Here is a 24,412-nt window from a genome sequence, read left to right as displayed (position 1 = left end):
TCTCTCTTCTAGTTTGACTCTATCCTGCCATGTTCCACATGAAACAATTTACCGTTATCGTCCAACATATCGGCGATTTGGCTTTCAGTGATAGAGCTTACAAATACTTGTGCGCCCGTCTCTTTTAAGCAGTCAGCAAGACGCTTGCGACGTTGGCTATCTAATTCCGACGCGAAGTCATCAATTAGGTAAATGCATTGTTTACCGGCCATCTCTGTCAGGTGTTGCCCTTGCGCTACACGCAATGCACACACCATGAGTTTTAATTGACCGCGTGACAGAACATCTTCAACGGGCGTTCCGTTCACTTTAATGCGCAAATCAGCTTTGTTTGGGCCACTAAAGGTGTATCCCAATGCCTGATCACGCTCAAAATTCTTTTCTAGTATCTCGTGGTATGGAGTGTCTTTATCCCAGCCACGATAATACTTCAATTGGATCTCAAATTCTGGCAAAAATGTCTGACAGATAGTTTCTGCGACAGTTTTCATCTGCTCGATGTAACTTGCTCGCCATTGGCTGATGTTTTCAGCCAATCCTGCCATTTCCTGATCCCAATAACTGAGCTCACGATAACTATTGGCGGTTTTCAACAACGCGTTGCGCTGCTTGTTCAGGCGCTTGAACCTTCCCCATGCTTGATAAAAAGCGGGCTCGGTATGAAACACGCCCCAATCAATAAACGCACGACGATGTTTAGGGCCATCTGTCAGTAAATCAAACCCTTCTGGGTGTATCAACTGCAGAGGCAGAACTTGTGCCAACTGCGCTAATTTTTGTCCAGATTGACCGCCTATTTTAACCTCTGTTGAGCCATCACGCTGCTTATTAATGCCGATAGGTAGCTCAAATTGATCCGAGTTCAAAAAACGACCATGAACAAACAGTTCGTCACACTCATTTTGTATCACTCGTCCGGTGAGAGAGCTCTTGAATGAGCGGCCATGCCCGAGCAGATAAACCGCTTCTAAGACACTGGTTTTACCGCTGCCGTTCGGCCCGATAAGAAAGTTAAAGCCTGCTGATAACTCAATATCACAGGCTTTAATGTTTCGAAACTGCTGAATGATGAGACGAGAAAGAGGCATTCAGTTGGCTTATAGACGAATTGGCATCACCACGTACATGGCACTGTCATCGTCGGCATTTTCAATCAACGCGCTAGCGTTAGCATCCGACATCGACACACGTACATTTTCACAACGCAACGTGTTCAGAACATCAAGCACATAGCTTACGTTAAAGCCGATTTCGATGGCGTCACCTTCAAAGGTTACATCAAGCATCTCTTCCGCTTCTTCTTGTTCTGGGTTATTCGCGGTTATGCGCATTTCAGTATCAGCCAGATTCACTCGCACGCCACGGAATTTTTCGTTGGAAAGAATCGCAGCACGAGAGAAGGCTTGGCGCAACTCGTCACAACTTGCTATTAGTGTCTTATTGGTGCTCTGAGGCAATACACGGCGGTAGTCAGGGAAACGACCATCAACCAACTTAGAGGTAAAAGTAAAGTTATTCACCTCAGCACGAACATTGGAGCTACCGATCTGAAGTACTACGGGCTGCTCTGGCGCATCCATCAACTTTACTAATTCTTGCACACCTTTGCGTGGCACGATGATTTGCTTCTGCGCAAAGTCCGCACCTAGCTGAGTTTGCGATACCGCCATACGGTGGCCGTCTGTCGCCACGCTGCGTAGCGTGGTGCCGTCAATTTCAAACAACATGCCGTTGAGGTAGTAACGAACGTCTTGATTCGCCATCGAGAACTGAGTTTTGTCGATCAGCGTACGTAAATCAGCTTGGCTCAGTGATACTTCCACTTCGCTTTGCCAGTCTTCAATATTAGGGAAATCGTTCGCAGGAAGCGTTGCCAACGAGAAACGGCTGCGACCAGAGCGAACTTGTACGCGATCACCTTCTAATACAAATGTGATGATCGCATCGTCCGGTAAACCACGGCAGATATCGAGAAACTTACGCGAAGGAACGGTAATGCTGCCCGCTTCAAAATCACCTTCTAGCGTCACTTTGCTTACTAACTCTACTTCAAGATCGGTTGCCGTCATCGACAATACGTTCTCTTCTACTTTAAGAAGTAGGTTACCCAGGATTGGCAGAGTTGGTCGGCCACCTAAAGCGCCCGAAACCTGCTGTAGCGGTTTGATTAAATGACTACGTTCAATGGTAAATTTCATGCTTGGCTCTTTACGCTGTCAGCTCAATAAATGATTTGCTTAGAATACCGTTATTCTAACCGATTACGAAGACAGGGTGCGAATCAAGTTAGAGTAATCTTCTTTAATGTCGTGGCTCTCTTCACGCAGCTGCTCAATCTTGCGACAAGCATGAAGTACGGTCGTATGATCGCGGCCCCCAAACGCATCGCCAATTTCAGGCAAGCTATGGTTGGTTAGTTCTTTTGCTAACGCCATAGCCAGCTGACGAGGACGCGCTACAGAACGAGAACGACGCTTAGACAGCAAGTCCGCTACTTTAATCTTGTAGTATTCCGCCACGGTCTTTTGAATGTTATCGATCGTCACCAGCTTCTCTTGTAGAGCAAGCAGATCGCGCAGCGCTTCACGAACAAAATCAATCGTAATTGGACGACCAGTAAAGTTCGCGTTCGCGATAACACGGTTCAGTGCACCTTCGAGCTCACGAACGTTCGAACGCAGACGCTTGGCAATGAAGAATGCCACTTCATCAGCAAGGTGGATTTGGTGATCTTCAGCTTTTTTCATCAAGATCGCCACACGCGTTTCAAGCTCAGGTGGCTCGATCGCAACAGTAAGACCCCAACCAAAGCGAGATTTAAGACGATCTTCAACGCCATTAATTTCTTTAGGATAACGGTCAGACGTTAGAATGATCTGCTGATTACCTTCCAATAGTGCGTTGAAGGTATGGAAGAATTCTTCTTGTGAACGTTCTTTATTAGCAAAGAATTGGATGTCATCGATAAGGAGCGCATCCACGCTGCGGTAGTAGCGTTTGAATTCTTCAATCGCATTGTTTTGCAGCGCTTTTACCATGTCTTGCACAAAACGTTCTGAGTGCATGTAGACCACTTTTGCGTTCGGGTTGTTATCCACAATCGCGTTGCCCACCGCATGCAACAAGTGCGTTTTACCCAAGCCCGTGCCGCCGTATAGGAACAGCGGGTTGTATGCTGCACCAGGATTATCCGATACCTGACGCGCCGCAGCCAAACCCAGTTGGTTCGACTTACCTTCAACAAAGTTATCGAACTTGTGTTTTGGGTTCATGTTTGAGCGGTGATTGATAGCCGCAATCGCTTGAGCGTCGTCATCCCAGGTTTTGTGTACTGGCTTACGCGCCTGTAATTGCGCAGGTGCAGATGACTCGGCAGCCACATCTGCAGGCGTACGTGTCGGCGCTGGTTTTGGTGCAGAGACAGGTCGGCTCCCCACTTCAAAACGTAAGTTAGGAATATCGCCACCGCAGTATTCCTGCAGTAAGCGAGTAATATTGTTCAGATACTTATCACGCACCCAGTCCAACACAAAGCGGTTTGGCGCGAATAGAGTGAGAGTATTGTCATTGAGCTCCGCTTGTAGCGGACGAACCCACATGCTGAATTCTGTAGCTGGTAGCTCTTCTTGAAGCTGCTGCAAACATTGCAGCCAAAGCGAAGATGACACGGTGCCCCCACTGAGTAATTGAATTATCGGAAAAGACTGGCAATTTTACCTGTTGATAACCAAGATCGCCAGCGATTGATCGACGATCCAGTGAATAAGATCCAAGTTATTCACAATTATTTCTGCAAACTTGATGAGATCAACACACCTTGCCCCAAATTTGCCCACACAACGATCCACAATTGGGCAAAATTAACAAGATCGAGCGATTGGTGATAAGTCTGTGTATTATTTTATTCCCAATGCTGATTTTGTCGATCATTTCGCTAGGTTCAGTTCGCATTTTCGTCACATTTAACATTCTTCTTCTATTATCTAATAACTCACAGGTCTAGGTTATTGCTCTTGGTTATTTATTTAATTGAGCTAACTAACAGTAGTATTTCCAACCATAAAATTATGGAGATGTATTATGAAAAACTGGATTAAGGTTGCCGTTGCAGCCATTGCACTGTCGGCAGCAACCGTACAAGCCGCTACTGAAGTCAAAGTTGGTATGTCAGGTCGCTACTTCCCGTTTACTTTTGTAAAGCAAGACAAGCTACAAGGCTTTGAAGTCGACATGTGGGATGAAATCGGTAAACGTAACGATTACAAAATCGAATACGTAACAGCCAACTTCTCTGGTTTATTTGGTCTTTTAGAAACAGGTCGTATCGATACGATCTCCAACCAAATCACCATGACTGATGAGCGTAAAGCTAAATACCTATTTGCTGACCCTTACGTTGTAGATGGCGCACAAATTACCGTGCGTAAAGGCAACGACAGCATCAAAGGTGTTGACGATCTTGCGGGCAAAACCGTTGCGGTGAACCTAGGCTCTAACTTTGAGCAACTGCTGCGTCAATACGACAAAGACGGCAAGATCAACATTAAAACGTACGACACAGGTATCGAACATGACGTGGCGCTCGGTCGTGCAGACGCGTTTGTAATGGATCGTCTTTCTGCGTTAGAGCTGATTAAGAAAACTGGCCTTCCTCTGGAATTGGCAGGCGAACCGTTTGAGACCATTCAAAACGCATGGCCTTTCGTTGACAACGAGAAAGGTCGTAAGCTGCAAGAAGAAGTAAACAAAGCACTGGCTGAGATGCGCGCAGATGGTACAGTAGAGAAAATTTCCGTGAAGTGGTTTGGCGCTGACATCACGAAATAAGAACTCTTTGTACTTTAGGCCGCAAAGTGGTATCACTCTCGGACTAAAATAAACTTACGTAAAGGTGGAACTTGTTTTCCACCTTTTCTTTTCTCTAGCCTTTAGGTAAGCCGTATGGGATTTGACTTTAATTACATGTTGGAACTGCTGCCGATATTGCTGAAATATCTTGGCACAACCATGGAAATGGCGACATGGGGATTGGTGTTTTCGCTGATTTTATCCGTCATTTTAGCCAATATTCGCGTATTTAAACTGCCAGTTCTGGATCAATTAAGCCAACTGTACATCAGCTTCTTCCGTGGCACCCCACTGTTGGTTCAGCTTTTCCTGCTTTATTACGGCTTACCGCAAATTTTTCCATTGATGGTCGGTATCGACGCCTTTTCAGCAGCGGTTATCGGTTTAACGCTGCACTTTGCCGCTTATATGGCGGAAAGTATTCGTGCCGCCATTATTGGCATTGATCGCAGCCAAATGGAAGCGAGCTTATCGGTCGGTATGACGACATCCCAAGCAATGCGCCGAGTGATTTTACCTCAAGCAACGCGTGTCGCACTGCCTTCATTGATGAACTATTTCATCGATATGATCAAGTCAACGTCTCTCGCTTTCACGCTTGGTGTGGCCGAAATCATGGCGAAAGCACAGATGGAAGCCTCATCAAGTTTCCGTTTCTTTGAAGCTTTCCTTGCGGTTGCTCTTATTTACTGGGGCGTGGTGGTAATTCTGACTCGCGTACAAATCTGGGCAGAAGCAAAACTGAATAAGGCGTACGTACGATGATTAAGTTAGAAAATATTCACAAACGTTTTGGTGAGACTGAAGTGCTGAAAGGCATCGACCTCGATATTAAGCAAGGTGAGATCATCGTGATTATCGGCTCAAGTGGTACGGGTAAATCAACCTTGCTGCGTACGGTGAACTTTCTAGAACAAGCAGATGAAGGTCGTATCACGATAGATGACATCTCCGTTGATACTCAAAAACACACTAAAGCCGAAGTATTAGCGCTGCGTCGTCGAACTGGCTTTGTGTTCCAAAACTATGCCCTGTTTGCCCACATGAATGCGCGCCAGAACATTGCCGAAGGTCTAGTGACCGTTCGAGGTTGGAAAAAAGCCGATGCTCTCAAACGAGCGCAACAAATTCTGGATGACATCGGTCTTGGGGATAAAGGCGATAGTTATCCAGCGGCATTATCTGGCGGCCAACAACAACGTGTGGGTATCGGCCGAGCGATGGCGCTACAACCAGAACTGCTGTTGTTTGACGAACCAACTTCTGCGCTGGATCCTGAATGGGTCGGTGAAGTTCTCTCATTAATGAAGAAGTTAGCTAATCAGCATCAAACCATGCTGGTGGTGACGCACGAGATGCAATTCGCGAAAGAAGTCGCTGATAGAGTGATCTTCATGGCGGAAGGCAATATCGTTGAGCAAGGTTCTCCACAGGATATCTTCGATAATCCACAAGATCCTCGTTTGAAAAAATTCCTTAACCAAGTAGGAATAGAGTAACGATCAAGCATCAGGATCGATTGATCCTTGAGATTTTACTCACACTACGTATAATCGCCCGGCCGGAATTTCGTACTCATTGAGTCATTGACACATTATGTGAGTGTGATTACAATTCCGCCTCTTTGTTGAGAGGCGTCGGTTGTCCTTCTCTATATAAAGAGCTTCTTTATATAAGAAAGCAAATACCCACGCCGGGTTTAACAAGAACCTAAAACTACTGATCAGTAAAGGTAATTATCATGAAACGCACTTTTCAACCTACAGTTCTAAAGCGCAAGCGTACTCACGGCTTCCGTGCTCGCATGGCAACTAAGAACGGTCGTAAAGTTATCAACGCACGTCGTGCAAAAGGCCGTGCGCGCCTATCAAAATAATCGCTAGTTTATTTTGAACACGTACGCGTTTAATCGGGAGTTACGTTTGTTAACTCCCGAGCATTATCAAAACGTCTTCCAGCAAGCTCATCGAGCTGGCTCGCCTCATTTCACCATCATTGCTCGCAATAACAAACTTTCTCACCCACGATTAGGTTTAGCGGTTCCCAAAAAGCAAATCAAAACGGCTGTCGGTCGTAACCGATTTAAGCGTTTGGCTCGTGAAAGCTTTCGTAACAATCAACATCAGCTTCCAAACAAAGATTTTGTTGTGATTGCAAAGAAAAGCGCGCAAGATTTAAGCAATGAGGAAATTTTTAAGTTGTTTGATAAGCTATGGCAACGCCTGTCTCGCCCTTCACGTGGATAGCCATTGGGCTCGTTTATCTGTATCGCTGGTTTATCAGCCCTTTGATTGGTCCTCGTTGCCGGCTCACACCAACCTGTTCCACTTACGCGCTAGAAGCTTTGAGAGCTCACGGTTTTGTAAAAGGATGTTGGTTATCAGGCAAACGTCTATTAAAATGCCACCCTTTGAATGAAGGGGGGTATGACCCCGTTCCACCAGTCCAAAAACAAGACAGAGATAACTAACGATGGATTCTCAACGTAATATCCTGCTCATCGGTTTGGCCCTGGTTTCTTTTTTGCTGTTTCAACAATGGCAAGTTGCAAAGAATCCAGAACCTCAAGCAGTTGAACAGGCTCAATCAAGCAGCACTCTACCTGCACCATCTTTTGCTGATGAACTTGACCCAGTTCCTGGTCAACAGCAAGCTTCTGCAAAAACTATCACAGTAACGACTGATGTTTTAACTCTGTCGATCGACACCGTTGGTGGCGATGTGGTACATGCCAACCTTAACGAATACTCTGCTGAGTTAGATTCATCAGATTCCTTTGTTCTGCTTAAAGACGCTCAAGGTCACCAATTTATCGCTCAAAGCGGTCTAGTGGGTCCTCAAGGTATCGACTTGAGCAGCACAAATCGCCCTCACTACAACGTAAGTGCAGACAGCTTCACAATGGCTGACGGTCAAGATGAACTTCGCGTTCCGATGACATTCACTGCAAACGGTATCGAATACACCAAAACTTACATCTTTAAACGCGGCAGCTACGCGCTTAATGTTGAATACGATGTAGTGAACAACTCAGGCAACAACGCAACATTTGGTATGTACGCTCACCTACGTCAAAACCTAATGGACGATGGTGGTAGCATCACAATGCCTACTTACCGTGGTGGCGCATACTCAACAGAAGATACGCGTTACAAGAAGTACAGCTTTGATGATATGCAGGATCGCAACCTGTCTCTTAACCTAGCCGATGGCCAAGGTTGGGCAGCAATGATTCAGCACTACTTTGCCGCAGCTTGGATCCCACGTAACGAACCAGGTACTAACCTATACACTCGTGTAATTGGCAACCTAGGCGACATCGGCGTTCGTATGCCGAACAAAACTATCGCAACAGGCGATCAGGCTAAGTTTGAAGCAACACTTTGGGTTGGTCCAAAACTGCAAGATGAAATGGCAGAAGTGGCACCTAACCTAGACCTAGTAGTGGACTACGGCTGGTTATGGTTCATTGCGAAGCCTCTTCATATGTTGCTTTCATTCATCCAGAGCTTTGTTGGTAACTGGGGTGTGGCAATCATCTGCCTGACCTTCATCGTTCGTGGTGCAATGTACCCACTAACAAAAGCGCAATACACGTCTATGGCGAAAATGCGTATGCTTCAGCCTAAGCTGCAAGCAATGCGTGAGCGTATCGGTGATGACCGTCAGCGCATGAGCCAAGAAATGATGGAACTGTACAAGAAAGAGAAAGTGAACCCACTAGGTGGTTGTTTACCTCTTATCCTACAGATGCCTATCTTCATCGCGCTTTACTGGGCACTAATGGAATCGGTTGAGCTACGTCACTCTCCATTCTTCGGTTGGATTCATGACCTTTCAGCGCAGGACCCTTACTACATCCTGCCTCTACTGATGGGTGCGTCAATGTTCCTAATCCAGAAGATGAGCCCGACAACGGTAACGGATCCAATGCAGCAGAAGATCATGACCTTTATGCCGGTTATGTTTACCTTCTTCTTCTTGTTCTTCCCATCAGGTCTCGTTCTGTACTGGTTGGTGTCAAACATCGTAACGCTTATCCAGCAAACTCTGATCTACAAAGGATTAGAGAAAAAAGGCTTACACAGCAAGTAACCTTTTAGGAAATGATTGAGAAAGGCGGCCAAAAGGTCGCCTTTTTGTTTTTGGCTGATTACAATTCAGCTAATTAATTGTAATGGCTCCCTAGGTATCTTCCCTATAGCCCAGCTCAAAAGGCAAAATTATGACTACAGATACGATTGTCGCTCAAGCGACCGCGCCTGGTCGTGGCGGTGTCGGTATTATTCGTGTTTCTGGCCCTAAAGCCAACCAAGTGGCGTTAGAAGTCACTGGCAAAACACTAAAGCCCCGCTACGCAGAGTACCTGCCGTTTAAGTCAGAAGATGGCACTGTGCTTGATCAGGGCATCGCACTGTACTTCCCTAACCCACACTCATTTACAGGTGAAGACGTACTTGAGCTGCAAGGCCATGGCGGCCCTGTCGTGATGGATATGCTGATAAAACGCATTCTAGGTATAGATGGTATTCGAGCTGCTCGCCCTGGTGAGTTCTCTGAACGCGCATTTCTGAACGATAAACTCGACCTCGCTCAAGCCGAGGCGATCGCAGACCTCATTGATGCCAGTTCTGAAGAAGCAGCAAAATCGGCACTGCAATCCTTACAGGGCGCATTTTCAGGCCGCATTAATACCTTAGTTGAGTCGCTGATTCATTTGCGTATCTATGTTGAAGCAGCCATCGACTTCCCTGAAGAAGAGATCGACTTTTTGGCCGACGGTAAAGTGGCTGGTGACCTACAAGCCATCATCGACAACCTAGATGCGGTGCGCAAAGAAGCTAACCAAGGCGCTATTATGCGTGAAGGGATGAAAGTCGTGATTGCGGGTCGTCCAAACGCGGGCAAATCAAGCCTACTGAACGCACTATCGGGTAAAGAGTCTGCAATCGTAACCGACATCGCAGGAACCACGCGTGATGTACTGCGTGAGCATATCCATATTGATGGCATGCCTCTGCACATCATTGATACAGCAGGTTTGCGTGATGCTTCCGATGAAGTAGAGAAAATCGGTATCGAACGCGCGTGGGATGAAATAGCCCAAGCAGACCGCGTGTTGTTCATGGTGGATGGCACGACAACCGATGCCACCGATCCGAAAGATATCTGGCCAGATTTTGTGGATCGCCTACCAGACAACATTGGTATAACTGTGATCCGTAATAAAGCGGATCAAACGGGTGAAGATATGGGGATCTGCCACGTCAATAACCCTACCCTTATCCGTTTGTCAGCGAAGACTGGTGCAGGGGTTGAAGCTCTGCGCGATCATCTCAAGGAGTGTATGGGCTTCTCTGGCAACAGTGAAGGTGGGTTTATGGCTCGTCGTCGTCATCTCGATGCATTAGAACGTGCCGCACAGCACCTTCAAATAGGCCAGGAGCAGCTTGAAGGCTATATGGCAGGTGAAATATTGGCTGAAGAGCTACGCATCACCCAACAACATCTCAATGAGATTACCGGTGAGTTCAGTTCTGACGACTTACTGGGACGAATCTTCTCTTCATTCTGTATCGGGAAGTAAATAATCGAACGCGCGGTGCTGAGCTTAACTCACACCGCGTTTCTTTTTGTACGGCAAGCCATCCATGAGCTTTAGCCGTCGCATTCAATAAGGAAGAAGTATGATCCACATTATTACAGGCAGCACGTTAGGTGGCGCAGAATACGTAGGGGATCACCTGAGTGATCTACTCAACGAGAATGGATTTGAAACAACGATCCACAACCAGCCTTCCCTCAGTGATATCGAAAATCAAGGTACGTGGTTGGTGATCACCTCTACACATGGAGCTGGTGAGTATCCTGATAATATCCAACCTTTTATCGCAGCATTACAAAATACACCGCCAAAAATGACTGATGTAAAATTTGCGGTGATTGCGATTGGTGACTCTAGCTACGATACGTTCTGTGCCGCTGGTCAACACGCTTATGATTTATTAGAGGATATTGGTGCAACCCCTCTCGCAGATTGCTTTAAAATCGATGTACTGAGCCATGATGTGCCAGAAGACGCCGCAGAGATGTGGTTAAAAGAGAATATCGAACGTTTTTAAACTCACGACTTTCCCTTCAACAGAGTCGAAATTCGGCTCTGTTTTCTCCCATGTGAATAACTCCCACCAAATTATTTTGTTTAACCGTTCAAAAACCAACCAGACAGACTGTGGATAACTACAATAAGATCCAGTGATTTTCCTTTAGTTATCCCAATAACAACTTTGATCAATTTTACCCCCTGTGTATAACCACCACTTTTGATCCCAGGTAATCCTCGATCTGATCCAATCATGATCACAAGATATGATCCAAAGAAGACCCATGATCTTGTTGATCATTTTTAGGTTATCCACAGAAACGCTCGATCCTAATAGTAGATCTAATAAAAGATCATATATATAGATCTTATATATATTTATCTTGAAGCTTAAAACGGATAAAACGAGAAAACGTTTTTCTCTCTGGCATAAAGCAGGTAAAATACGGCTCCTTTATCTGTCCATTAAATCCCTTTGAATACCTGAGGTCAGTTCATGCTTTATCACGAAAACTTTGACGTCATTGTTGTCGGTGGCGGACACGCAGGAACGGAAGCCGCGCTCGCATCTGCACGCACAGGACAAAAAACGCTTCTCCTTACCCATAACATCGATACATTAGGCCAGATGTCTTGTAATCCGGCGATCGGTGGTATTGGTAAAGGTCACTTAGTAAAAGAAGTAGATGCTATGGGCGGTTTGATGGCTGAAGCCATCGACCATGCAGGTATTCAGTTTCGTACACTAAATGCCTCCAAAGGTCCTGCAGTACGAGCAACTCGAGCTCAAGCCGATCGCGCTCTGTACAAAGCGTACGTTCGTAATGCATTAGAAAATGCGCCTAACTTAACGTTGTTCCAGCAGTCAGTTGATGATCTGATTGTTGAACAAGATCGCGCAGTTGGTGTGGTAACTCAAATGGGACTTCGCTTCCATGCGAAAGCCGTTGTGCTAACCGTGGGTACCTTCCTTGGTGGTAAGATCCACATAGGTATGGAAAGCTCGTCTGGTGGTCGTGCCGGGGATCCACCATCGATCGCATTAGCGGATCGACTGCGTGAACTGCCGTTCCGTGTGGATCGTTTAAAAACAGGTACTCCACCGCGCATTGATGCTCGTACAGTTGATTTTTCAGTGCTAGAAGCTCAGCACGGTGATAACCCAACGCCTGTATTCTCGTTCATGGGCAAACGTGAACAGCATCCGCGTCAGATTCCATGTTTCATTACCCACACCAATGAACAAACTCACGATGTGATCCGTAGTAACTTGGATCGCAGTCCAATGTACGCAGGTGTGATTGAAGGTATTGGTCCTCGTTACTGTCCGTCTATTGAAGACAAAGTGATGCGTTTCGCTGACAAAAACAGCCACCAAATCTTCATTGAGCCAGAAGGCCTAACCACGCACGAGTTATACCCTAATGGTATCTCGACCAGCTTGCCATTTGATGTGCAAGTACAAATCGTGCGCTCAATGAAAGGGTTTGAAAATGCACACATCGTTCGCCCAGGTTATGCGATTGAATATGATTTCTTCGATCCACGTGATTTGAAGCAAACGTACGAGACGAAGTTCATCCATGGTTTGTTCTTTGCTGGCCAGATTAATGGTACGACTGGCTACGAAGAAGCCGCAGCGCAAGGCTTGATGGCCGGTCTAAACGCAAGCTTGTTTAGCCAAGACAAAGAAGGCTGGAGCCCACGTCGTGACCAAGCTTACATGGGCGTGTTGATTGATGACTTATCGACCATGGGTACCAAAGAGCCGTACCGCATGTTCACTTCTCGTGCGGAATACCGCCTGCTACTTCGTGAAGATAATGCCGATTTGCGTTTAACGGAAAAAGCGCGCGAGCTAGGCTTGATTGATGATGTTCGTTGGGCTCGCTTTAACGAGAAAATCAACAATATGGAAACGGAGCGTCAGCGTTTGAAAGCAACGTGGATGAATCCGAAGTCAGAGGGTGTTGATGAGCTGAACAAGCTGCTGAAAACCCCAATGGCCCGTGAAGCGAGTGGTGAGGATCTTCTGCGTCGTCCAGAGATCACTTATTCGCAACTGACGCAACTTGAAGCGTTTGCTCCTGCACTTGAAGATCAGCAAGCGGCTGAGCAAGTTGAAATTCAAGTGAAATACGATGGTTACATCAAGCGTCAGCAGGAAGAGATCGAAAAATCACTGCGTCACGAAAATACCAAGTTACCTGCTGATTTGGATTACCGCGATGTAAAAGGTTTATCAAATGAAGTCGTTGCTAAACTGAGCGAGGCCAAACCAGAGAGCATCGGTATTGCATCACGCATTTCTGGTATTACGCCTGCTGCAATTTCTATTCTACTTGTTCACTTGAAAAAGCATGGTTTGCTGAAGAAAGGTGAGGAAGAATAATGAGCGCATTGCGAACAAAGCTGGATTCACTGATCGCGAAAACCGATTTGGAAGTGTCAGAACAGCAACGAGAGCAGTTAGTTGGTTATGTCGAACTGCTCGACAAATGGAACAAAGCGTACAATTTAACATCGGTACGTGATCCGCTTGATATGTTAGTGAAACATATTCTTGATAGTATCGTTGTAAGCGCACACCTGTCCGGTGAGCGCTTCATTGATGTTGGTACTGGTCCGGGGTTACCGGGCATCCCTTTGGCAATCATGAACCCTGAGAAAACCTTCTTTTTGCTCGACAGTCTTGGCAAACGCATCCGTTTTATCAAGCAAGTCGTGCACACATTAGGGCTGAAAAACGTGACACCAATTCAAAGTCGCGTCGAAGAATTCCAACCTGAAGAAAAATTTGATGGCGTTTTGAGTCGAGCTTTTGCTTCAATGACAGACATGGTGGAATGGTGCCACCATTTGCCGAAACAAGAGCTCGGGGTGTTTCTAGCGCTGAAAGGACAGCACCCTAAAGATGAAATGGATCAGCTTCCTGAATGGTGCAGTGTGACAGAGATCATATCTTTGGCTGTTCCTGAGTTGGAAGGTGATCGTCATCTAGTAATCTTATCGCGCAAGGAAAATTAGCGAGGTAATCGTGGGTAAAATTGTAGCAATAGCCAACCAGAAAGGTGGGGTCGGCAAAACAACAACGTGCATTAACTTAGCGGCTTCGATGGCGGCAACAAAGCGCAAGGTTTTGGTGATCGATCTCGACCCGCAAGGCAATGCTACGATGGCCAGTGGCGTGGATAAGTATATGGTCGACGCCACCGCATACGATCTTTTGGTCGAAGATACACCGTTCGATCAAGTCGTTTGTACCCAAACAACAGGGAAGTATGATTTGATCGCGGCGAACGGAGACGTAACCGCGGCAGAAATCAAATTGATGGAAGTTTTCGCTCGTGAAGTGCGTCTAAAAAATGCATTGTCGTCAGTTCGCGATAACTATGATTTCATCTTTATTGATTGTCCTCCTTCTCTAAACCTTCTTACAATCAATGCGATGGCGGCAGCTGACTCTGTGTTGGTGCCGATGCAATGTGAATACTTTGCGTTAGAAGGTTTAACTGCTCTTATGGATACAATCAGCAAGTTAGCGGCTGTTGTGAATGAAAACCTCAAAATCGAAGGTTTATTGCGTACCATGTACGACCCACGCAACCGCTTATCGAATGAAGTATCCGATCAACTTAAAAAACACTTTGGGAATAAAGTTTACCGTACTGTCATTCCGCGTAATGTTCGTTTGGCTGAAGCACCAAGTCACGGTAAGCCTGCAATGTACTACGATAAGTACTCCGCAGGTGCCAAAGCGTATCTTGCTCTAGCGGGCGAAATGCTCCGCCGCGAAGAAATCCCAGTTTAACTCTAACCTAAGGAATTCAATCCCATGTCTAAGCGTGGTCTCGGAAAAGGACTGGATGCGTTATTGTCGACCAGTTCGTTTGCTCGTGAAAAACAGCATATTGCATCGCATAGCCAAGAATTATCGGCAGACGGTGAGTTAACCGATTTAGCGATTGGTCAATTGCAGCCGGGCGTATACCAACCGCGTAAAGATATGGCGCCTGAAGCGCTAGAAGAACTAGCGGCTTCGATTCAATCACAAGGCATTATTCAACCAATCGTGGTTCGCCAGGTCGAAAATGGTCAGTTTGAGATCATCGCAGGTGAGCGCCGCTGGCGTGCTGCAAGGCAGGCGGGTTTAAAACGCGTGCCGTGTTTGGTGAAAAAAGTTGAAGATCGTGCCGCCATCGCCATGGCGTTGATTGAAAACATTCAACGTGAAGACTTGAATGTGATTGAGGAAGCCCAAGCGCTTGAACGTCTACAAGATGAATTCACGCTGACACATCAGCAAGTGGCCGATGTGATTGGTAAATCAAGAACGACGGTCAGTAACCTATTACGTCTGAATCAGTTGGAAGTTGATGTAAAAGGTCTGGTTGCAGATAAAAAATTGGAAATGGGTCATGCTCGAGCTCTGTTAGCGTTAGAAGGCGAACAGCAAGTCGAAGTAGCTCAACAAGTGGCTAAGAAGCAAATGACTGTTCGCCAAACCGAACAGTTAGTAAAAAAGTGCTTAGCCCCACAAAATGAGCAAAAAGGGCAACAAGAGGATACCGAAGCCGAGCAAATGTCGCATAAATTGAGTCAGCTGCTTGATGCAAAAGTTTCTCTTACCCGTTCTGCAAACGGAAAAGCGAAATTGACGATAAGTCTTGATGAGCCTCACAAATTGGACCAACTAATTGCCAAGCTTGAGGCCTAGATGAGATAATTGATTTAGGTCAATTAATCGAATTAATCGAATTTTGTGCGAAAGTTGTCGTTTTGTAAACAAAACTGTAAGTTTTTGATGCAATCGAATTGCTTTACGTTGAACTGAACGTATAATTTTCGCCAATTTCCCAGCACAGAGAGTTAAGTGCGAAGTGGATATTACTAGAGGTACGAATACATGGTAGCTGCGTTAGCTAGACCAGGACGAGAGCTCGCAAGGCAATTGTTAATGATCCAGTCTGGCGCGGTTATTTTTGTGGCAGCAGGAATGGCGGTAGCCATAAATCCTGACTGGGGATTTTCAGCGCTGATTGGCGGAGGCATTTTTGTTGTTGCCAATGCAGTATTCGCGCTGTGTGCTTTCATGTTTAGTGGAGCTCGCGCTGCCAAGCGCATCGCTGCTTCCTTCTATACGGGTGAAGTACTGAAAATTCTCATCACGGTTGCACTGTTCTATGTTGCCTACATGTATATGCAGGTGGAACTTGTTCCCCTCAAACTAACCTATTTGCTGGTACTAGGTATTAATATCTGTGCACCAGTGCTATTCATTAACAACAAAAAATAGGATGAGTTATGGCTGCGCCAGGTGAAGCGCTAACATCGTCCGGTTACATTGCCCACCACCTTTCTAACCTATCGCTATACAAGTTGGGTTTAGTAGGGTCGGAGACAAGTTTCTGGAACGTACATATCGATAGCCTGTTTTTTTCTTGGTTTACTGGTTTAATCTTCCTCGGAATTTTTTACAAAGTAGCAAAGAGAACAACAGCGGGTGTACCGGGTAAGCTTCAGTGTGCTGTAGAAATGATCGTTGAATTTGTCGCCGATAACGTCAAAGACACGTTCCATGGACGCAACCCACTGATCGCGCCTTTAGCACTGACTATCTTTTGTTGGGTATTTTTGATGAACGTGATGGACTTAGTTCCTATCGACTTCTTACCATACCCAGCAGAGCATTGGCTAGGTATTCCTTACCTTAAGGTTGTACCGTCTGCTGATGTGAATATCACCATGGCTATGGCTCTAGGCGTTTTTGCATTGATGATTTACTACAGCATCAAAGTAAAAGGTCTAGGTGGATTCGCAAAAGAACTTGCACTACATCCATTCAATCACCCACTGATGATTCCGTTTAACCTACTAATTGAAGTGGTATCGCTATTAGCGAAACCTCTATCACTTGGTATGCGTCTATTCGGTAACATGTTCGCGGGTGAGGTTGTATTCATTCTTTGTGCGGCAATGCTACCATGGTACTTACAATGGATGGGTTCACTACCGTGGGCAATCTTCCATATCTTGGTTATTACGATTCAAGCCTTCGTATTCATGATGTTGACAATTGTTTACCTGTCAATGGCACACGAAGATCCTGATCATTAATTTTTTTAAAGCTTTTTATTTGGGCACTAAGCCAACAACTATAAATTGGAGATAGTAATGGAAACTTTACTGAGCTTTTCTGCAATCGCCGTAGGTATTATCGTCGGTCTTGCTTCTCTTGGTACAGCGATTGGTTTCGCACTGCTAGGTGGTAAATTCCTAGAAGGTGCTGCACGTCAACCAGAAATGGCTCCTATGCTACAAGTTAAGATGTTCATCATCGCGGGTCTACTTGATGCGGTTCCAATGATCGGTATCGTAATCGCGCTACTATTCACTTTCGCAAACCCATTCGTTGGTCAACTAGGTTAATCACCTTTAACTCGGGACGGGCGATTATCGCTTGTCACTGATTAACACTAAGTCCAAATAGAGGGGTAGCTGTTGTGAACATAAACGCAACTCTGCTAGGTCAAGCAATCTCGTTCGCACTATTTGTGTGGTTCTGCATGAAGTATGTATGGCCACCATTGATGCAAGCGATCGAAGAGCGTCAGAAGAAAATTGCTGATGGTCTTCAAGCAGCAGAACGTGCTGCGAAAGACTTGGATCTAGCACAAGCCAACGCTTCTGATCAATTGAAAGAAGCGAAGCGCACAGCAACTGAGATCATCGAACAAGCGAACAAGCGTAAGTCTCAAATTCTTGATGAAGCTCGCGAGGAAGCTCAGGCAGAACGCCAGAAAATCCTAGCGCAAGCAGAAGCAGAACTTGAAGCTGAACGCAATCGTGCACGCGATGAGCTGCGCAAACAAGTTGCTACTCTGGCTGTAGCTGGTGCTGAGAAAATCCTTGAGCGTTCTATCGATAAAGATGCGCAAAAAGATATTCTCGACAACATTACTGCAAAACTTTAAGTCTGGGGGCGCATATGTCTGATTTGACTACTATCGCACGCCCCTATGCTAAAGCAGCCTTCGACTTTGCTTTAGAGAAAGACCAGTTGGACCAATGGGGCCAAATGTTATCTTTTGCTGCTGAAGTGGCCAAAAACGAACAAATGAACGAACTACTAACGGGTTCGGTTTCTGCTGACAAAATGGCAGAAATTTTTGTTGCAGTTTGCGGCGAACAAGTTGATGCGCACGGTCAAAACCTTTTGAAGGTAATGGCTGAGAATGGTCGTTTAGCGGCCCTTCCTGATGTTTGCACGGAGTTTTTTACTCTGAAAAAAGAACATGAGAAAGAAATTGATGTTGAAGTAATTTCAGCAACAGAGCTTTCTGATGAACAACTTGCAAACATTGGCAGCAAACTTGAAAAGCGTCTTGAACGCAAAGTGAAGCTGAATTGCAGTGTAGATGAGACCCTACTTGGTGGGGTTATTATTCGAGCCGGAGACCTAGTCATCGATGACTCAGCGCGTGGTCGTTTGAACCGCCTGAGCGATGCATTGCAGTCTTAATGGGGATTGGAGCATGCAACTTAATTCCACGGAAATTAGCGATCTGATCAAACAACGTATCGAATCTTTCGAAGTTGTTAGTGAAGCTCGCAACGAGGGTACTATCGTATCGGTAAGCGATGGTATCATCCGCATCCACGGCCTAGCGGACGTGATGCAAGGTGAAATGATTGAATTACCGGGTGGCCGTTATGCACTGGCACTTAACCTTGAGCGTGACTCGGTTGGTGCGGTTGTAATGGGCCCATATGCTGACCTTAAGGAAGGCATGAAAGTTACAGGTACTGGCCGCATTCTTGAAGTGCCAGTTGGTCCAGAACTACTAGGCCGCGTAGTAAACACGCTGGGTGAGCCTATCGATGGTAAAGGTCCAATCGAAGCGAAAATGACTTCGCCTGTAGAAGTGATCGCACCAGGTGTAATCGACCGTAAATCGGTAGACCAACCTGTGCAAACTGGTTATAAGTCAGTTGACTCAATGATCCCAATCGGTCGTGGTCAGCGTGAGCTTATCATCGGTGACCGTCAGATTGGTAAAACAGCACTGGCGATCGACGCGATCATCAACCAGAAAGACTCTGGTATTTTCTCTATCTACGTAGCAATCGGTCAGAAAGCATCGACTATCGCTAACGTTGTTCGCAAACTAGAAGAGCACGGCGCACTACAAAATACTATCGTTGTAGTTGCATCAGCTTCTGAATCTGCAGCGCTTCAATACCTAGCGCCTTACGCAGGTTGTGCGATGGGTGAATACTTCCGCGATCGCGGTGAAGACGCACTGATTGTTTACGATGATCTATCTAAGCAAGCGGTAGCTTACCGTCAGATCTCTCTACTACTTAAACGTCCACCAGGCCGTGAGGCATTCCCAGGTGACGTATTCTACTTACACTCGCGTCTACTAGAGCGTGCAGCTCGTGTAAACGAAGAGTACGTAGAGCGTTTCACTAACGGTGAAGTGAAAGGTAAGACTGGTTCTTTGACTGCTCTTCCTATCATCGAAACTCAAGCAGGTGACGTTTCAGCATTCGTACCGACTAACGTAATCTCGATTACCGATGGTCAGATCTTCCTACAAACTGAGCTATTCAACGCTGGTGTTCGTCCTGCTGTTGACCCTGGTATCTCAGTATCTCGTGTAGGTGGTTCAGCTCAGACGAAAATCATCAAGAAACTATCAGGTGGTATCCGTACAGCACTAGCTGCATACCGTGAACTAGCGGCATTTGCTCAGTTCTCTTCTGACCTTGATGACGCAACGAAGAAACAGCTAGACCATGGTCAAAAAGTTACAGAACTAATGAAGCAGAAGCAGTACGCTCCAATGTCTGTATTTGACCAAGCTCTAACTATCTTCGCGGCAGAGCGCGGTTACCTTGATGATGTAGAACTTAACAAAGTTCTAGATTTCGAGGCGGCTCTACTATCGTACGCTCGCGGTCAATACGCTGAACTAGCAGCTGAGATCGACAAGTCTGGCGCTTACAACGATGAAATCGAAGCTCAGTTGAAGAAACTGACTGACGACTTCAAAGCAACCCAAACTTGGTAATTAGGTCGGTGGCAGTTTCTGCCACCAACTAACGGAGAGTAACGATGGCCGGCGCAAAAGAGATACGTAATAAAATCGGTAGTGTTAAAAGCACTCAGAAAATTACGAAAGCGATGGAAATGGTAGCAGCTTCAAAAATGCGTCGTTCTCAAGATGCAATGGAAGCTTCTCGTCCATACGCTGAAACAATGCGTAAAGTGATCGGTCATGTGGCTAACGCAAACCTAGAGTACCGTCATCCGTACCTAGAAGAGCGTGAAGCTAAACGTGTTGGTTACATCATCGTTTCGACAGACCGTGGTCTGTGTGGTGGTTTGAACATTAACGTGTTCAAAAAAGCCGTTACAGACATGCAAGCATGGAGAGAGAAAGGTGCTGAGATTGAGCTAGCCGTTGTTGGCTCAAAAGCAACAGCTTTCTTTAAACATGGTGGCGCAAAAGTTGCGGCACAGGTTTCTGGTCTTGGAGATAATCCAAGCCTACAAGACCTAATCGGCTCTGTTGGCGTAATGCTGAAGAAATACGATGAAGGTGAACTGGACCGTCTATATGTAGTATTCAACAAGTTTGTTAATACTATGGTTCAGCAACCAACGATCGATCAATTGCTACCTTTGCCTAAATCGGACAGCGAAGAGATGCAGCGTGAGCATTCATGGGACTACATCTATGAGCCTGAACCAAAACCTCTACTGGATACGCTATTAGTGCGTTACGTAGAGTCTCAGGTATACCAAGGTGTGGTTGAGAACCTTGCTTGTGAGCAAGCGGCTCGAATGATTGCGATGAAGGCTGCAACGGATAACGCAACCAGTTTGATTGACGATTTGGAACTTGTGTACAACAAAGCCCGTCAGGCTGCGATTACACAAGAACTATCAGAAATCGTTGGTGGTGCAGCTGCGGTTTAAGCTTAGGTAAAACGAAATAGTTTAGAGGATTAACGATGGCTACAGGTAAGATCGTACAGATCATCGGTGCGGTAGTCGACGTAGAGTTCCCACAGAGCAATGTACCTAGTGTATATGACGCTCTAAACGTAACGGACTCAAAAGAGCGTCTAGTTCTTGAAGTTCAACAACAGCTAGGCGGTGGCGTAGTTCGTTGTATCGTAATGGGTAGCTCTGATGGTTTACGTCGTGGAGTAGAAGTGGTTAACACTGGCGCTCCAATTTCAGTACCAGTAGGTACTAAAACTCTAGGTCGTATCATGAACGTCCTAGGTGACGCGATTGACGAGCGTGGTGAAGTGGGTGCGGAAGAGGTTTACTCTATCCACCGTAGTGCACCAAGCTACGAAGAGCAATCAAACGAAATTGCACTTCTAGAAACGGGCGTTAAAGTAATCGACCTAATTTGTCCATTCGCTAAGGGTGGTAAAATCGGTCTATTCGGTGGTGCTGGTGTAGGTAAGACCGTTAACATGATGGAACTTATCAACAACATCGCACTACAGCACTCAGGTCTATCAGTATTTGCTGGTGTTGGTGAGCGTACTCGTGAAGGTAACGATTTCTACTACGAGATGCAGGAAGCGGGCGTTGTAAACGTTGAGAAGCCTGAAGAATCAAAAGTAGCGATGGTTTACGGTCAGATGAACGAGCCACCAGGTAACCGTCTACGTGTTGCACTGACTGGTCTAACAATGGCAGAGCGTTTCCGTGACGAAGGTCGTGACGTACTACTGTTCATTGATAACATCTACCGTTACACACTTGCAGGTACAGAGGTATCAGCACTACTAGGTCGTATGCCTTCTGCGGTAGGTTACCAGCCAACTCTTGCAGAAGAGATGGGTGTACTTCAGGAGCGTATCACGTCAACGAAATCAGGTTCTATCACGTCTGTACAGGCGGTATACGTACCAGCGGATGACTTGACTGACCCGTCTCCAGCAACAACGTTCGCGCACTTGGATGCAACGGTTGTACTTAACCGTAACATCGCTGCAATGGGTCTATACCCTGCGATCGACCCGCTAGATTCAACATCTCGTATGCTTGATCCACTAGTCGTTGGTCAAGATCACTACGAAGTTGCTCGTGGTGTTCAGCAGACTCTTCAGCGCTACAAAGAGCTGAAAGATATCATTGCTATCCTAGGTATGGACGAGCTATCTGAAGAAGATAAGCAAGTTGTATCTCGTGCACGTAAGATTGAGCGTTTCCTAACTCAGCCTTACCACGTAGCAGAAGTATTTACAGGTGACCCTGGTATTTACGTACCTCTAAAAGAGACTCTACGTGGCTTTAAAGGTCTACTAGCTGGTGAATACGACGACATTCCTGAGCAGGCATTTATGTACTGCGGTAGCATCGACGATGCTATTGAGAATGCGAAGAAGCTATAAGGCTAACTAGGAGGCGATATGGCAGCAATAACCTTTCACCTAGACGTAGTAAGCGCTGAGAAGAAAATCTTCTCTGGTCGTGTTGAAACGTTTCAGGTGACCGGTAGCGAAGGTGAACTTGGTATTTTCCATGGTCACACACCGCTGCTGACCGCTATCAAGCCTGGTATGGTGCGTATTGTGAAACAGCACGGCCACGAAGAAATTATTTATGTTTCTGGTGGTATGGTAGAGATTCAGCCTGGTACAGCGACTGTACTAGCTGATACAGCTATCCGTGGTGAAGAGCTAGACGCAGCGAAGGCAGAAGAAGCCAAACGCCGCGCTGAGGAGCAAATCCAGAATCAGCATGGTGACATGGACTTCGCACAAGCGGCCAGTGAACTGGCTAAAGCCATTGCTCAGCTACGAGTTATCGAGCTGACAAAAAAGCGTCGCTAAGCTCAATTAGCAACGTTGCATGAAAAAAGGCGGCCAATTGGTCGCCTTTTTGATTAATTTTAGTTGGAAATTTACCTTACTCCATTAACTATTTTAAAAGAGCTGTTTAAAATAACGGCCAATTAACATAAAACGTCAATAGGTTATCAATGAAATTCAGTGCTGTGATTCTTGCAGCGGGTAAAGGTACCCGTATGCATTCGAACATGCCTAAAGTGCTACACACTTTGGCAGGCAAGCCAATGGCAAAACATGTTATCGATACATGTACAGGTCTTGGCGCACAAAACATCCACTTGGTCTTTGGTCACGGTGGTGATCAAATGCAAACCACTCTTGCAGAAGAGCCTGTAAATTGGGTGCTTCAAGCGGAGCAGTTAGGGACAGGTCATGCGGTTGATCAAGCGTCTCCGAAGTTTGAAGACGATGAAAAAGTACTGGTGCTTTACGGTGATGTTCCACTGATTTCAGCTGAAACGATTGAAAACCTATTAGATGCACAGCCAACTGGCGGTATTGCACTACTAACAGTGATTCTAGATAACCCGACAGGCTATGGTCGTATTATCCGTAAGAATGGTCCTGTTGTGGCGATCGTTGAGCAAAAAGATGCAACAGAAGAACAAAAACAAATTAAAGAGATCAACACTGGCGTGATGGTTGCGACTGGTGGGGATCTTAAGCGTTGGTTGTCTGGCTTAAACAACAACAACGCACAAGGCGAATACTACCTAACTGACGTTATTGCAGCTGCACACGATGAAGGTCGTGCCGTTGAGGCAGTACACCCAGTCAATGCCATTGAGGTGGAAGGGGTCAACGACCGCGCACAGCTTGCTCGTCTAGAGCGTGCTTTCCAGTCAATGCAAGCTCAGAAGCTACTAGAGCAAGGTGTCATGCTACGCGATCCAGCACGCTTTGATTTGCGTGGTGAGTTACAGTGCGGTATGGACTGTGAAATCGACGTGAATGTTATCGTCGAAGGTAAAGTTTCACTGGGTGATAACGTGGTTATCGGTGCGGGTTGTGTACTGAAAGATTGTGAAATCGACGACAACACCATCGTTCGCCCTTACAGTGTGATTGAAGGTGCAACGGTTGGTGAAGAATGTACGGTTGGTCCATTTACTCGCCTTCGTCCTGGTGCTGAAATGCGTAACGATTCCCATGTGGGTAACTTCGTTGAAGTGAAAAATGCGCGCATCGGAGAAGGTTCAAAAGCGAACCACCTAACTTACTTAGGTGATGCAGAGATCGGTCAACGTACTAACATCGGCGCAGGTACTATCACTTGTAACTACGATGGTGCGAACAAGTTTAAAACCATCATCGGTAATGATGTTTTTGTTGGTTCTGATAGCCAGCTGGTGGCGCCTGTCACTATCGCTGATGGCGCAACCATCGGTGCAGGCACGACACTAACAAAAGATGTTGAAGAAGGTGAGTTAGTAATTACTCGCGTCAAAGAGCGCAAAATTACTGGCTGGCAGCGTCCTGTAAAACAGAAATAAACATTACCTGCACTCACTCTATCGCTATACTGTCAAAGCCGCTCAACAAGAGCGGCTTTGTTGTTTCTAGCTCAGGCTTCAT

Annotated in this window: 26 protein-coding genes; 23 read left to right on the top strand and 3 right to left on the bottom strand. The window is 46.1% G+C overall.

Going from position 1 to position 24,412, the window contains the following annotated elements; genetic code table 11:
• Nucleotides 1–8: 8 nt before the first annotated feature.
• The 3 genes from recF to dnaA all read right to left on the bottom strand — a co-directional run bounded on the left by recF (nt 9) and on the right by dnaA (nt 3,668).
• Nucleotides 9–1,088 carry a DNA replication/repair protein RecF gene (gene recF, locus R7093_RS20770; protein WP_005378839.1) on the bottom strand — a complete coding sequence of 360 codons (1,080 nt, stop codon included), beginning with the start codon at nt 1,086–1,088 and terminating at the stop codon, nt 9–11.
• A 9-nt stretch (nt 1,089–1,097) separates the two neighbouring features.
• Nucleotides 1,098–2,198, bottom strand: a complete 1,101-nt coding sequence (gene dnaN / locus R7093_RS20765; RefSeq protein ID WP_005394106.1) for a DNA polymerase III subunit beta — start codon at nt 2,196–2,198, stop codon at nt 1,098–1,100.
• Nucleotides 2,199–2,261: 63 nt separating this feature from the next.
• The gene (gene dnaA, locus R7093_RS20760; protein ID WP_005378835.1) at nt 2,262–3,668 is read right to left on the bottom strand and encodes a chromosomal replication initiator protein DnaA; all 1,407 of its coding nucleotides are present in this window, start codon (nt 3,666–3,668) and stop codon (nt 2,262–2,264) included.
• Nucleotides 3,669–4,080: 412 nt separating this feature from the next.
• Here dnaA and R7093_RS20755 point away from each other — a divergent pair, with 412 nt between their 5' ends.
• The 23 genes from R7093_RS20755 (at nt 4,081) to glmU (ending at nt 24,330) form a co-directional block, all read left to right on the top strand.
• Nucleotides 4,081–4,827 carry an amino acid ABC transporter substrate-binding protein gene (locus R7093_RS20755; protein ID WP_005378831.1) on the top strand — a complete coding sequence of 249 codons (747 nt, stop codon included), beginning with the start codon at nt 4,081–4,083 and terminating at the stop codon, nt 4,825–4,827.
• Nucleotides 4,828–4,941: 114 nt separating this feature from the next.
• Nucleotides 4,942–5,613, top strand: coding sequence for an amino acid ABC transporter permease (locus tag R7093_RS20750; RefSeq protein ID WP_005378829.1), 672 nt, complete (start codon nt 4,942–4,944; stop codon nt 5,611–5,613).
• On the top strand, nt 5,610–6,347 hold the full coding sequence (locus R7093_RS20745; RefSeq protein WP_005378827.1) for an amino acid ABC transporter ATP-binding protein: 738 nt from the start codon (nt 5,610–5,612) through the stop codon (nt 6,345–6,347). Before R7093_RS20750 ends, R7093_RS20745 begins: the two co-directional genes overlap by 4 nt.
• A 242-nt stretch (nt 6,348–6,589) precedes the next feature.
• Nucleotides 6,590–6,724: a 50S ribosomal protein L34 gene (rpmH, locus tag R7093_RS20740; protein ID WP_005378825.1), complete on the top strand. Its 135-nt coding sequence runs from the start codon at nt 6,590–6,592 to the stop codon at nt 6,722–6,724.
• A 46-nt stretch (nt 6,725–6,770) separates the two neighbouring features.
• Nucleotides 6,771–7,094: a ribonuclease P protein component gene (gene rnpA, locus R7093_RS20735; RefSeq protein ID WP_005394102.1), complete on the top strand. Its 324-nt coding sequence runs from the start codon at nt 6,771–6,773 to the stop codon at nt 7,092–7,094.
• Complete coding sequence (gene yidD, locus R7093_RS20730; protein ID WP_318146789.1) at nt 7,061–7,318, top strand: membrane protein insertion efficiency factor YidD; 258 nt, start codon at nt 7,061–7,063, stop codon at nt 7,316–7,318. The genes rnpA and yidD overlap by 34 nt, the downstream gene beginning before the upstream one ends.
• A 2-nt stretch (nt 7,319–7,320) precedes the next feature.
• Entirely contained in the window at nt 7,321–8,943 is a 1,623-nt protein-coding gene (gene yidC, locus R7093_RS20725) for a membrane protein insertase YidC (RefSeq protein ID WP_005383834.1), read from the top strand.
• A gap of 130 nt (nt 8,944–9,073) precedes the next feature.
• Nucleotides 9,074–10,435 carry a tRNA uridine-5-carboxymethylaminomethyl(34) synthesis GTPase MnmE gene (gene mnmE, locus R7093_RS20720; protein WP_005383836.1) on the top strand — a complete coding sequence of 454 codons (1,362 nt, stop codon included), beginning with the start codon at nt 9,074–9,076 and terminating at the stop codon, nt 10,433–10,435.
• Nucleotides 10,436–10,535: 100 nt separating this feature from the next.
• Nucleotides 10,536–10,970, top strand: a complete 435-nt coding sequence (gene mioC / locus R7093_RS20715) for an FMN-binding protein MioC (RefSeq protein WP_005378900.1) — start codon at nt 10,536–10,538, stop codon at nt 10,968–10,970.
• 477 nt (nt 10,971–11,447) lie between these two features.
• Nucleotides 11,448–13,343 carry a tRNA uridine-5-carboxymethylaminomethyl(34) synthesis enzyme MnmG gene (mnmG, locus tag R7093_RS20710; protein ID WP_005378901.1) on the top strand — a complete coding sequence of 632 codons (1,896 nt, stop codon included), beginning with the start codon at nt 11,448–11,450 and terminating at the stop codon, nt 13,341–13,343.
• Nucleotides 13,343–13,978: a 16S rRNA (guanine(527)-N(7))-methyltransferase RsmG gene (gene rsmG, locus R7093_RS20705; protein WP_318146788.1), complete on the top strand. Its 636-nt coding sequence runs from the start codon at nt 13,343–13,345 to the stop codon at nt 13,976–13,978. The genes mnmG and rsmG overlap by 1 nt, the downstream gene beginning before the upstream one ends.
• Before the next feature lie 10 nt (nt 13,979–13,988).
• The gene (locus R7093_RS20700) at nt 13,989–14,762 is read left to right on the top strand and encodes a ParA family protein (RefSeq protein WP_005383838.1); all 774 of its coding nucleotides are present in this window, start codon (nt 13,989–13,991) and stop codon (nt 14,760–14,762) included.
• Nucleotides 14,763–14,786: 24 nt separating this feature from the next.
• Complete coding sequence (locus tag R7093_RS20695) at nt 14,787–15,668, top strand: ParB/RepB/Spo0J family partition protein (protein WP_005383840.1); 882 nt, start codon at nt 14,787–14,789, stop codon at nt 15,666–15,668.
• A 189-nt stretch (nt 15,669–15,857) separates the two neighbouring features.
• On the top strand, nt 15,858–16,247 hold the full coding sequence (locus R7093_RS20690) for a F0F1 ATP synthase subunit I (RefSeq protein ID WP_005378921.1): 390 nt from the start codon (nt 15,858–15,860) through the stop codon (nt 16,245–16,247).
• Nucleotides 16,248–16,255: 8 nt separating this feature from the next.
• The gene (gene atpB, locus R7093_RS20685) at nt 16,256–17,068 is read left to right on the top strand and encodes a F0F1 ATP synthase subunit A (protein WP_005378922.1); all 813 of its coding nucleotides are present in this window, start codon (nt 16,256–16,258) and stop codon (nt 17,066–17,068) included.
• A gap of 57 nt (nt 17,069–17,125) precedes the next feature.
• Nucleotides 17,126–17,380: a F0F1 ATP synthase subunit C gene (atpE, locus tag R7093_RS20680; protein WP_002540812.1), complete on the top strand. Its 255-nt coding sequence runs from the start codon at nt 17,126–17,128 to the stop codon at nt 17,378–17,380.
• A gap of 74 nt (nt 17,381–17,454) precedes the next feature.
• Nucleotides 17,455–17,925: a F0F1 ATP synthase subunit B gene (gene atpF, locus R7093_RS20675; protein ID WP_005378929.1), complete on the top strand. Its 471-nt coding sequence runs from the start codon at nt 17,455–17,457 to the stop codon at nt 17,923–17,925.
• A gap of 14 nt (nt 17,926–17,939) precedes the next feature.
• Nucleotides 17,940–18,473: a F0F1 ATP synthase subunit delta gene (gene atpH, locus R7093_RS20670; RefSeq protein WP_017635596.1), complete on the top strand. Its 534-nt coding sequence runs from the start codon at nt 17,940–17,942 to the stop codon at nt 18,471–18,473.
• Between the two features lie 13 nt (nt 18,474–18,486).
• Nucleotides 18,487–20,028, top strand: coding sequence for a F0F1 ATP synthase subunit alpha (gene atpA / locus R7093_RS20665; protein ID WP_005378931.1), 1,542 nt, complete (start codon nt 18,487–18,489; stop codon nt 20,026–20,028).
• Nucleotides 20,029–20,072: 44 nt separating this feature from the next.
• Nucleotides 20,073–20,939 carry a F0F1 ATP synthase subunit gamma gene (gene atpG / locus R7093_RS20660; protein ID WP_005378932.1) on the top strand — a complete coding sequence of 289 codons (867 nt, stop codon included), beginning with the start codon at nt 20,073–20,075 and terminating at the stop codon, nt 20,937–20,939.
• Nucleotides 20,940–20,974: 35 nt separating this feature from the next.
• Nucleotides 20,975–22,378, top strand: a complete 1,404-nt coding sequence (gene atpD, locus R7093_RS20655; protein ID WP_005383849.1) for a F0F1 ATP synthase subunit beta — start codon at nt 20,975–20,977, stop codon at nt 22,376–22,378.
• An 18-nt stretch (nt 22,379–22,396) separates the two neighbouring features.
• Nucleotides 22,397–22,819: a F0F1 ATP synthase subunit epsilon gene (locus tag R7093_RS20650; RefSeq protein ID WP_005378937.1), complete on the top strand. Its 423-nt coding sequence runs from the start codon at nt 22,397–22,399 to the stop codon at nt 22,817–22,819.
• Between the two features lie 149 nt (nt 22,820–22,968).
• On the top strand, nt 22,969–24,330 hold the full coding sequence (gene glmU / locus R7093_RS20645) for a bifunctional UDP-N-acetylglucosamine diphosphorylase/glucosamine-1-phosphate N-acetyltransferase GlmU (RefSeq protein WP_047102566.1): 1,362 nt from the start codon (nt 22,969–22,971) through the stop codon (nt 24,328–24,330).
• Nucleotides 24,331–24,412: the final 82 nt, after the last annotated feature.

The organism is Vibrio sp. 1580, assembly GCF_033340055.1.
Note: the sequence above shows the minus strand (reverse complement) of the source record. Positions and strands in the feature narration are given on the sequence as shown.

Excerpts from the sequence above, each read along its gene's own strand:
- recF (WP_005378839.1), bottom strand. The coding sequence starts at position 1,088 with ATGCCTCTTTCTCGTCTCATCATTCAGCAGTTTCGAAACATTAAAGCC.
- dnaN (WP_005394106.1), bottom strand. The coding sequence starts at position 2,198 with ATGAAATTTACCATTGAACGTAGTCATTTAATCAAACCGCTACAGCAG.
- R7093_RS20755 (WP_005378831.1), top strand. The coding sequence starts at position 4,081 with ATGAAAAACTGGATTAAGGTTGCCGTTGCAGCCATTGCACTGTCGGCA.
- R7093_RS20750 (WP_005378829.1), top strand. The coding sequence starts at position 4,942 with ATGGGATTTGACTTTAATTACATGTTGGAACTGCTGCCGATATTGCTG.
- R7093_RS20745 (WP_005378827.1), top strand. The coding sequence starts at position 5,610 with ATGATTAAGTTAGAAAATATTCACAAACGTTTTGGTGAGACTGAAGTG.
- rpmH (WP_005378825.1), top strand. The coding sequence starts at position 6,590 with ATGAAACGCACTTTTCAACCTACAGTTCTAAAGCGCAAGCGTACTCAC.
- yidD (WP_318146789.1), top strand. The coding sequence starts at position 7,061 with ATGGCAACGCCTGTCTCGCCCTTCACGTGGATAGCCATTGGGCTCGTT.
- yidC (WP_005383834.1), top strand. The coding sequence starts at position 7,321 with ATGGATTCTCAACGTAATATCCTGCTCATCGGTTTGGCCCTGGTTTCT.
- mnmE (WP_005383836.1), top strand. The coding sequence starts at position 9,074 with ATGACTACAGATACGATTGTCGCTCAAGCGACCGCGCCTGGTCGTGGC.
- mioC (WP_005378900.1), top strand. The coding sequence starts at position 10,536 with ATGATCCACATTATTACAGGCAGCACGTTAGGTGGCGCAGAATACGTA.
- mnmG (WP_005378901.1), top strand. The coding sequence starts at position 11,448 with ATGCTTTATCACGAAAACTTTGACGTCATTGTTGTCGGTGGCGGACAC.
- rsmG (WP_318146788.1), top strand. The coding sequence starts at position 13,343 with ATGAGCGCATTGCGAACAAAGCTGGATTCACTGATCGCGAAAACCGAT.
- R7093_RS20695 (WP_005383840.1), top strand. The coding sequence starts at position 14,787 with ATGTCTAAGCGTGGTCTCGGAAAAGGACTGGATGCGTTATTGTCGACC.
- R7093_RS20690 (WP_005378921.1), top strand. The coding sequence starts at position 15,858 with ATGGTAGCTGCGTTAGCTAGACCAGGACGAGAGCTCGCAAGGCAATTG.
- atpB (WP_005378922.1), top strand. The coding sequence starts at position 16,256 with ATGGCTGCGCCAGGTGAAGCGCTAACATCGTCCGGTTACATTGCCCAC.
- atpE (WP_002540812.1), top strand. The coding sequence starts at position 17,126 with ATGGAAACTTTACTGAGCTTTTCTGCAATCGCCGTAGGTATTATCGTC.
- atpH (WP_017635596.1), top strand. The coding sequence starts at position 17,940 with ATGTCTGATTTGACTACTATCGCACGCCCCTATGCTAAAGCAGCCTTC.
- atpA (WP_005378931.1), top strand. The coding sequence starts at position 18,487 with ATGCAACTTAATTCCACGGAAATTAGCGATCTGATCAAACAACGTATC.
- atpG (WP_005378932.1), top strand. The coding sequence starts at position 20,073 with ATGGCCGGCGCAAAAGAGATACGTAATAAAATCGGTAGTGTTAAAAGC.
- atpD (WP_005383849.1), top strand. The coding sequence starts at position 20,975 with ATGGCTACAGGTAAGATCGTACAGATCATCGGTGCGGTAGTCGACGTA.
- R7093_RS20650 (WP_005378937.1), top strand. The coding sequence starts at position 22,397 with ATGGCAGCAATAACCTTTCACCTAGACGTAGTAAGCGCTGAGAAGAAA.
- glmU (WP_047102566.1), top strand. The coding sequence starts at position 22,969 with ATGAAATTCAGTGCTGTGATTCTTGCAGCGGGTAAAGGTACCCGTATG.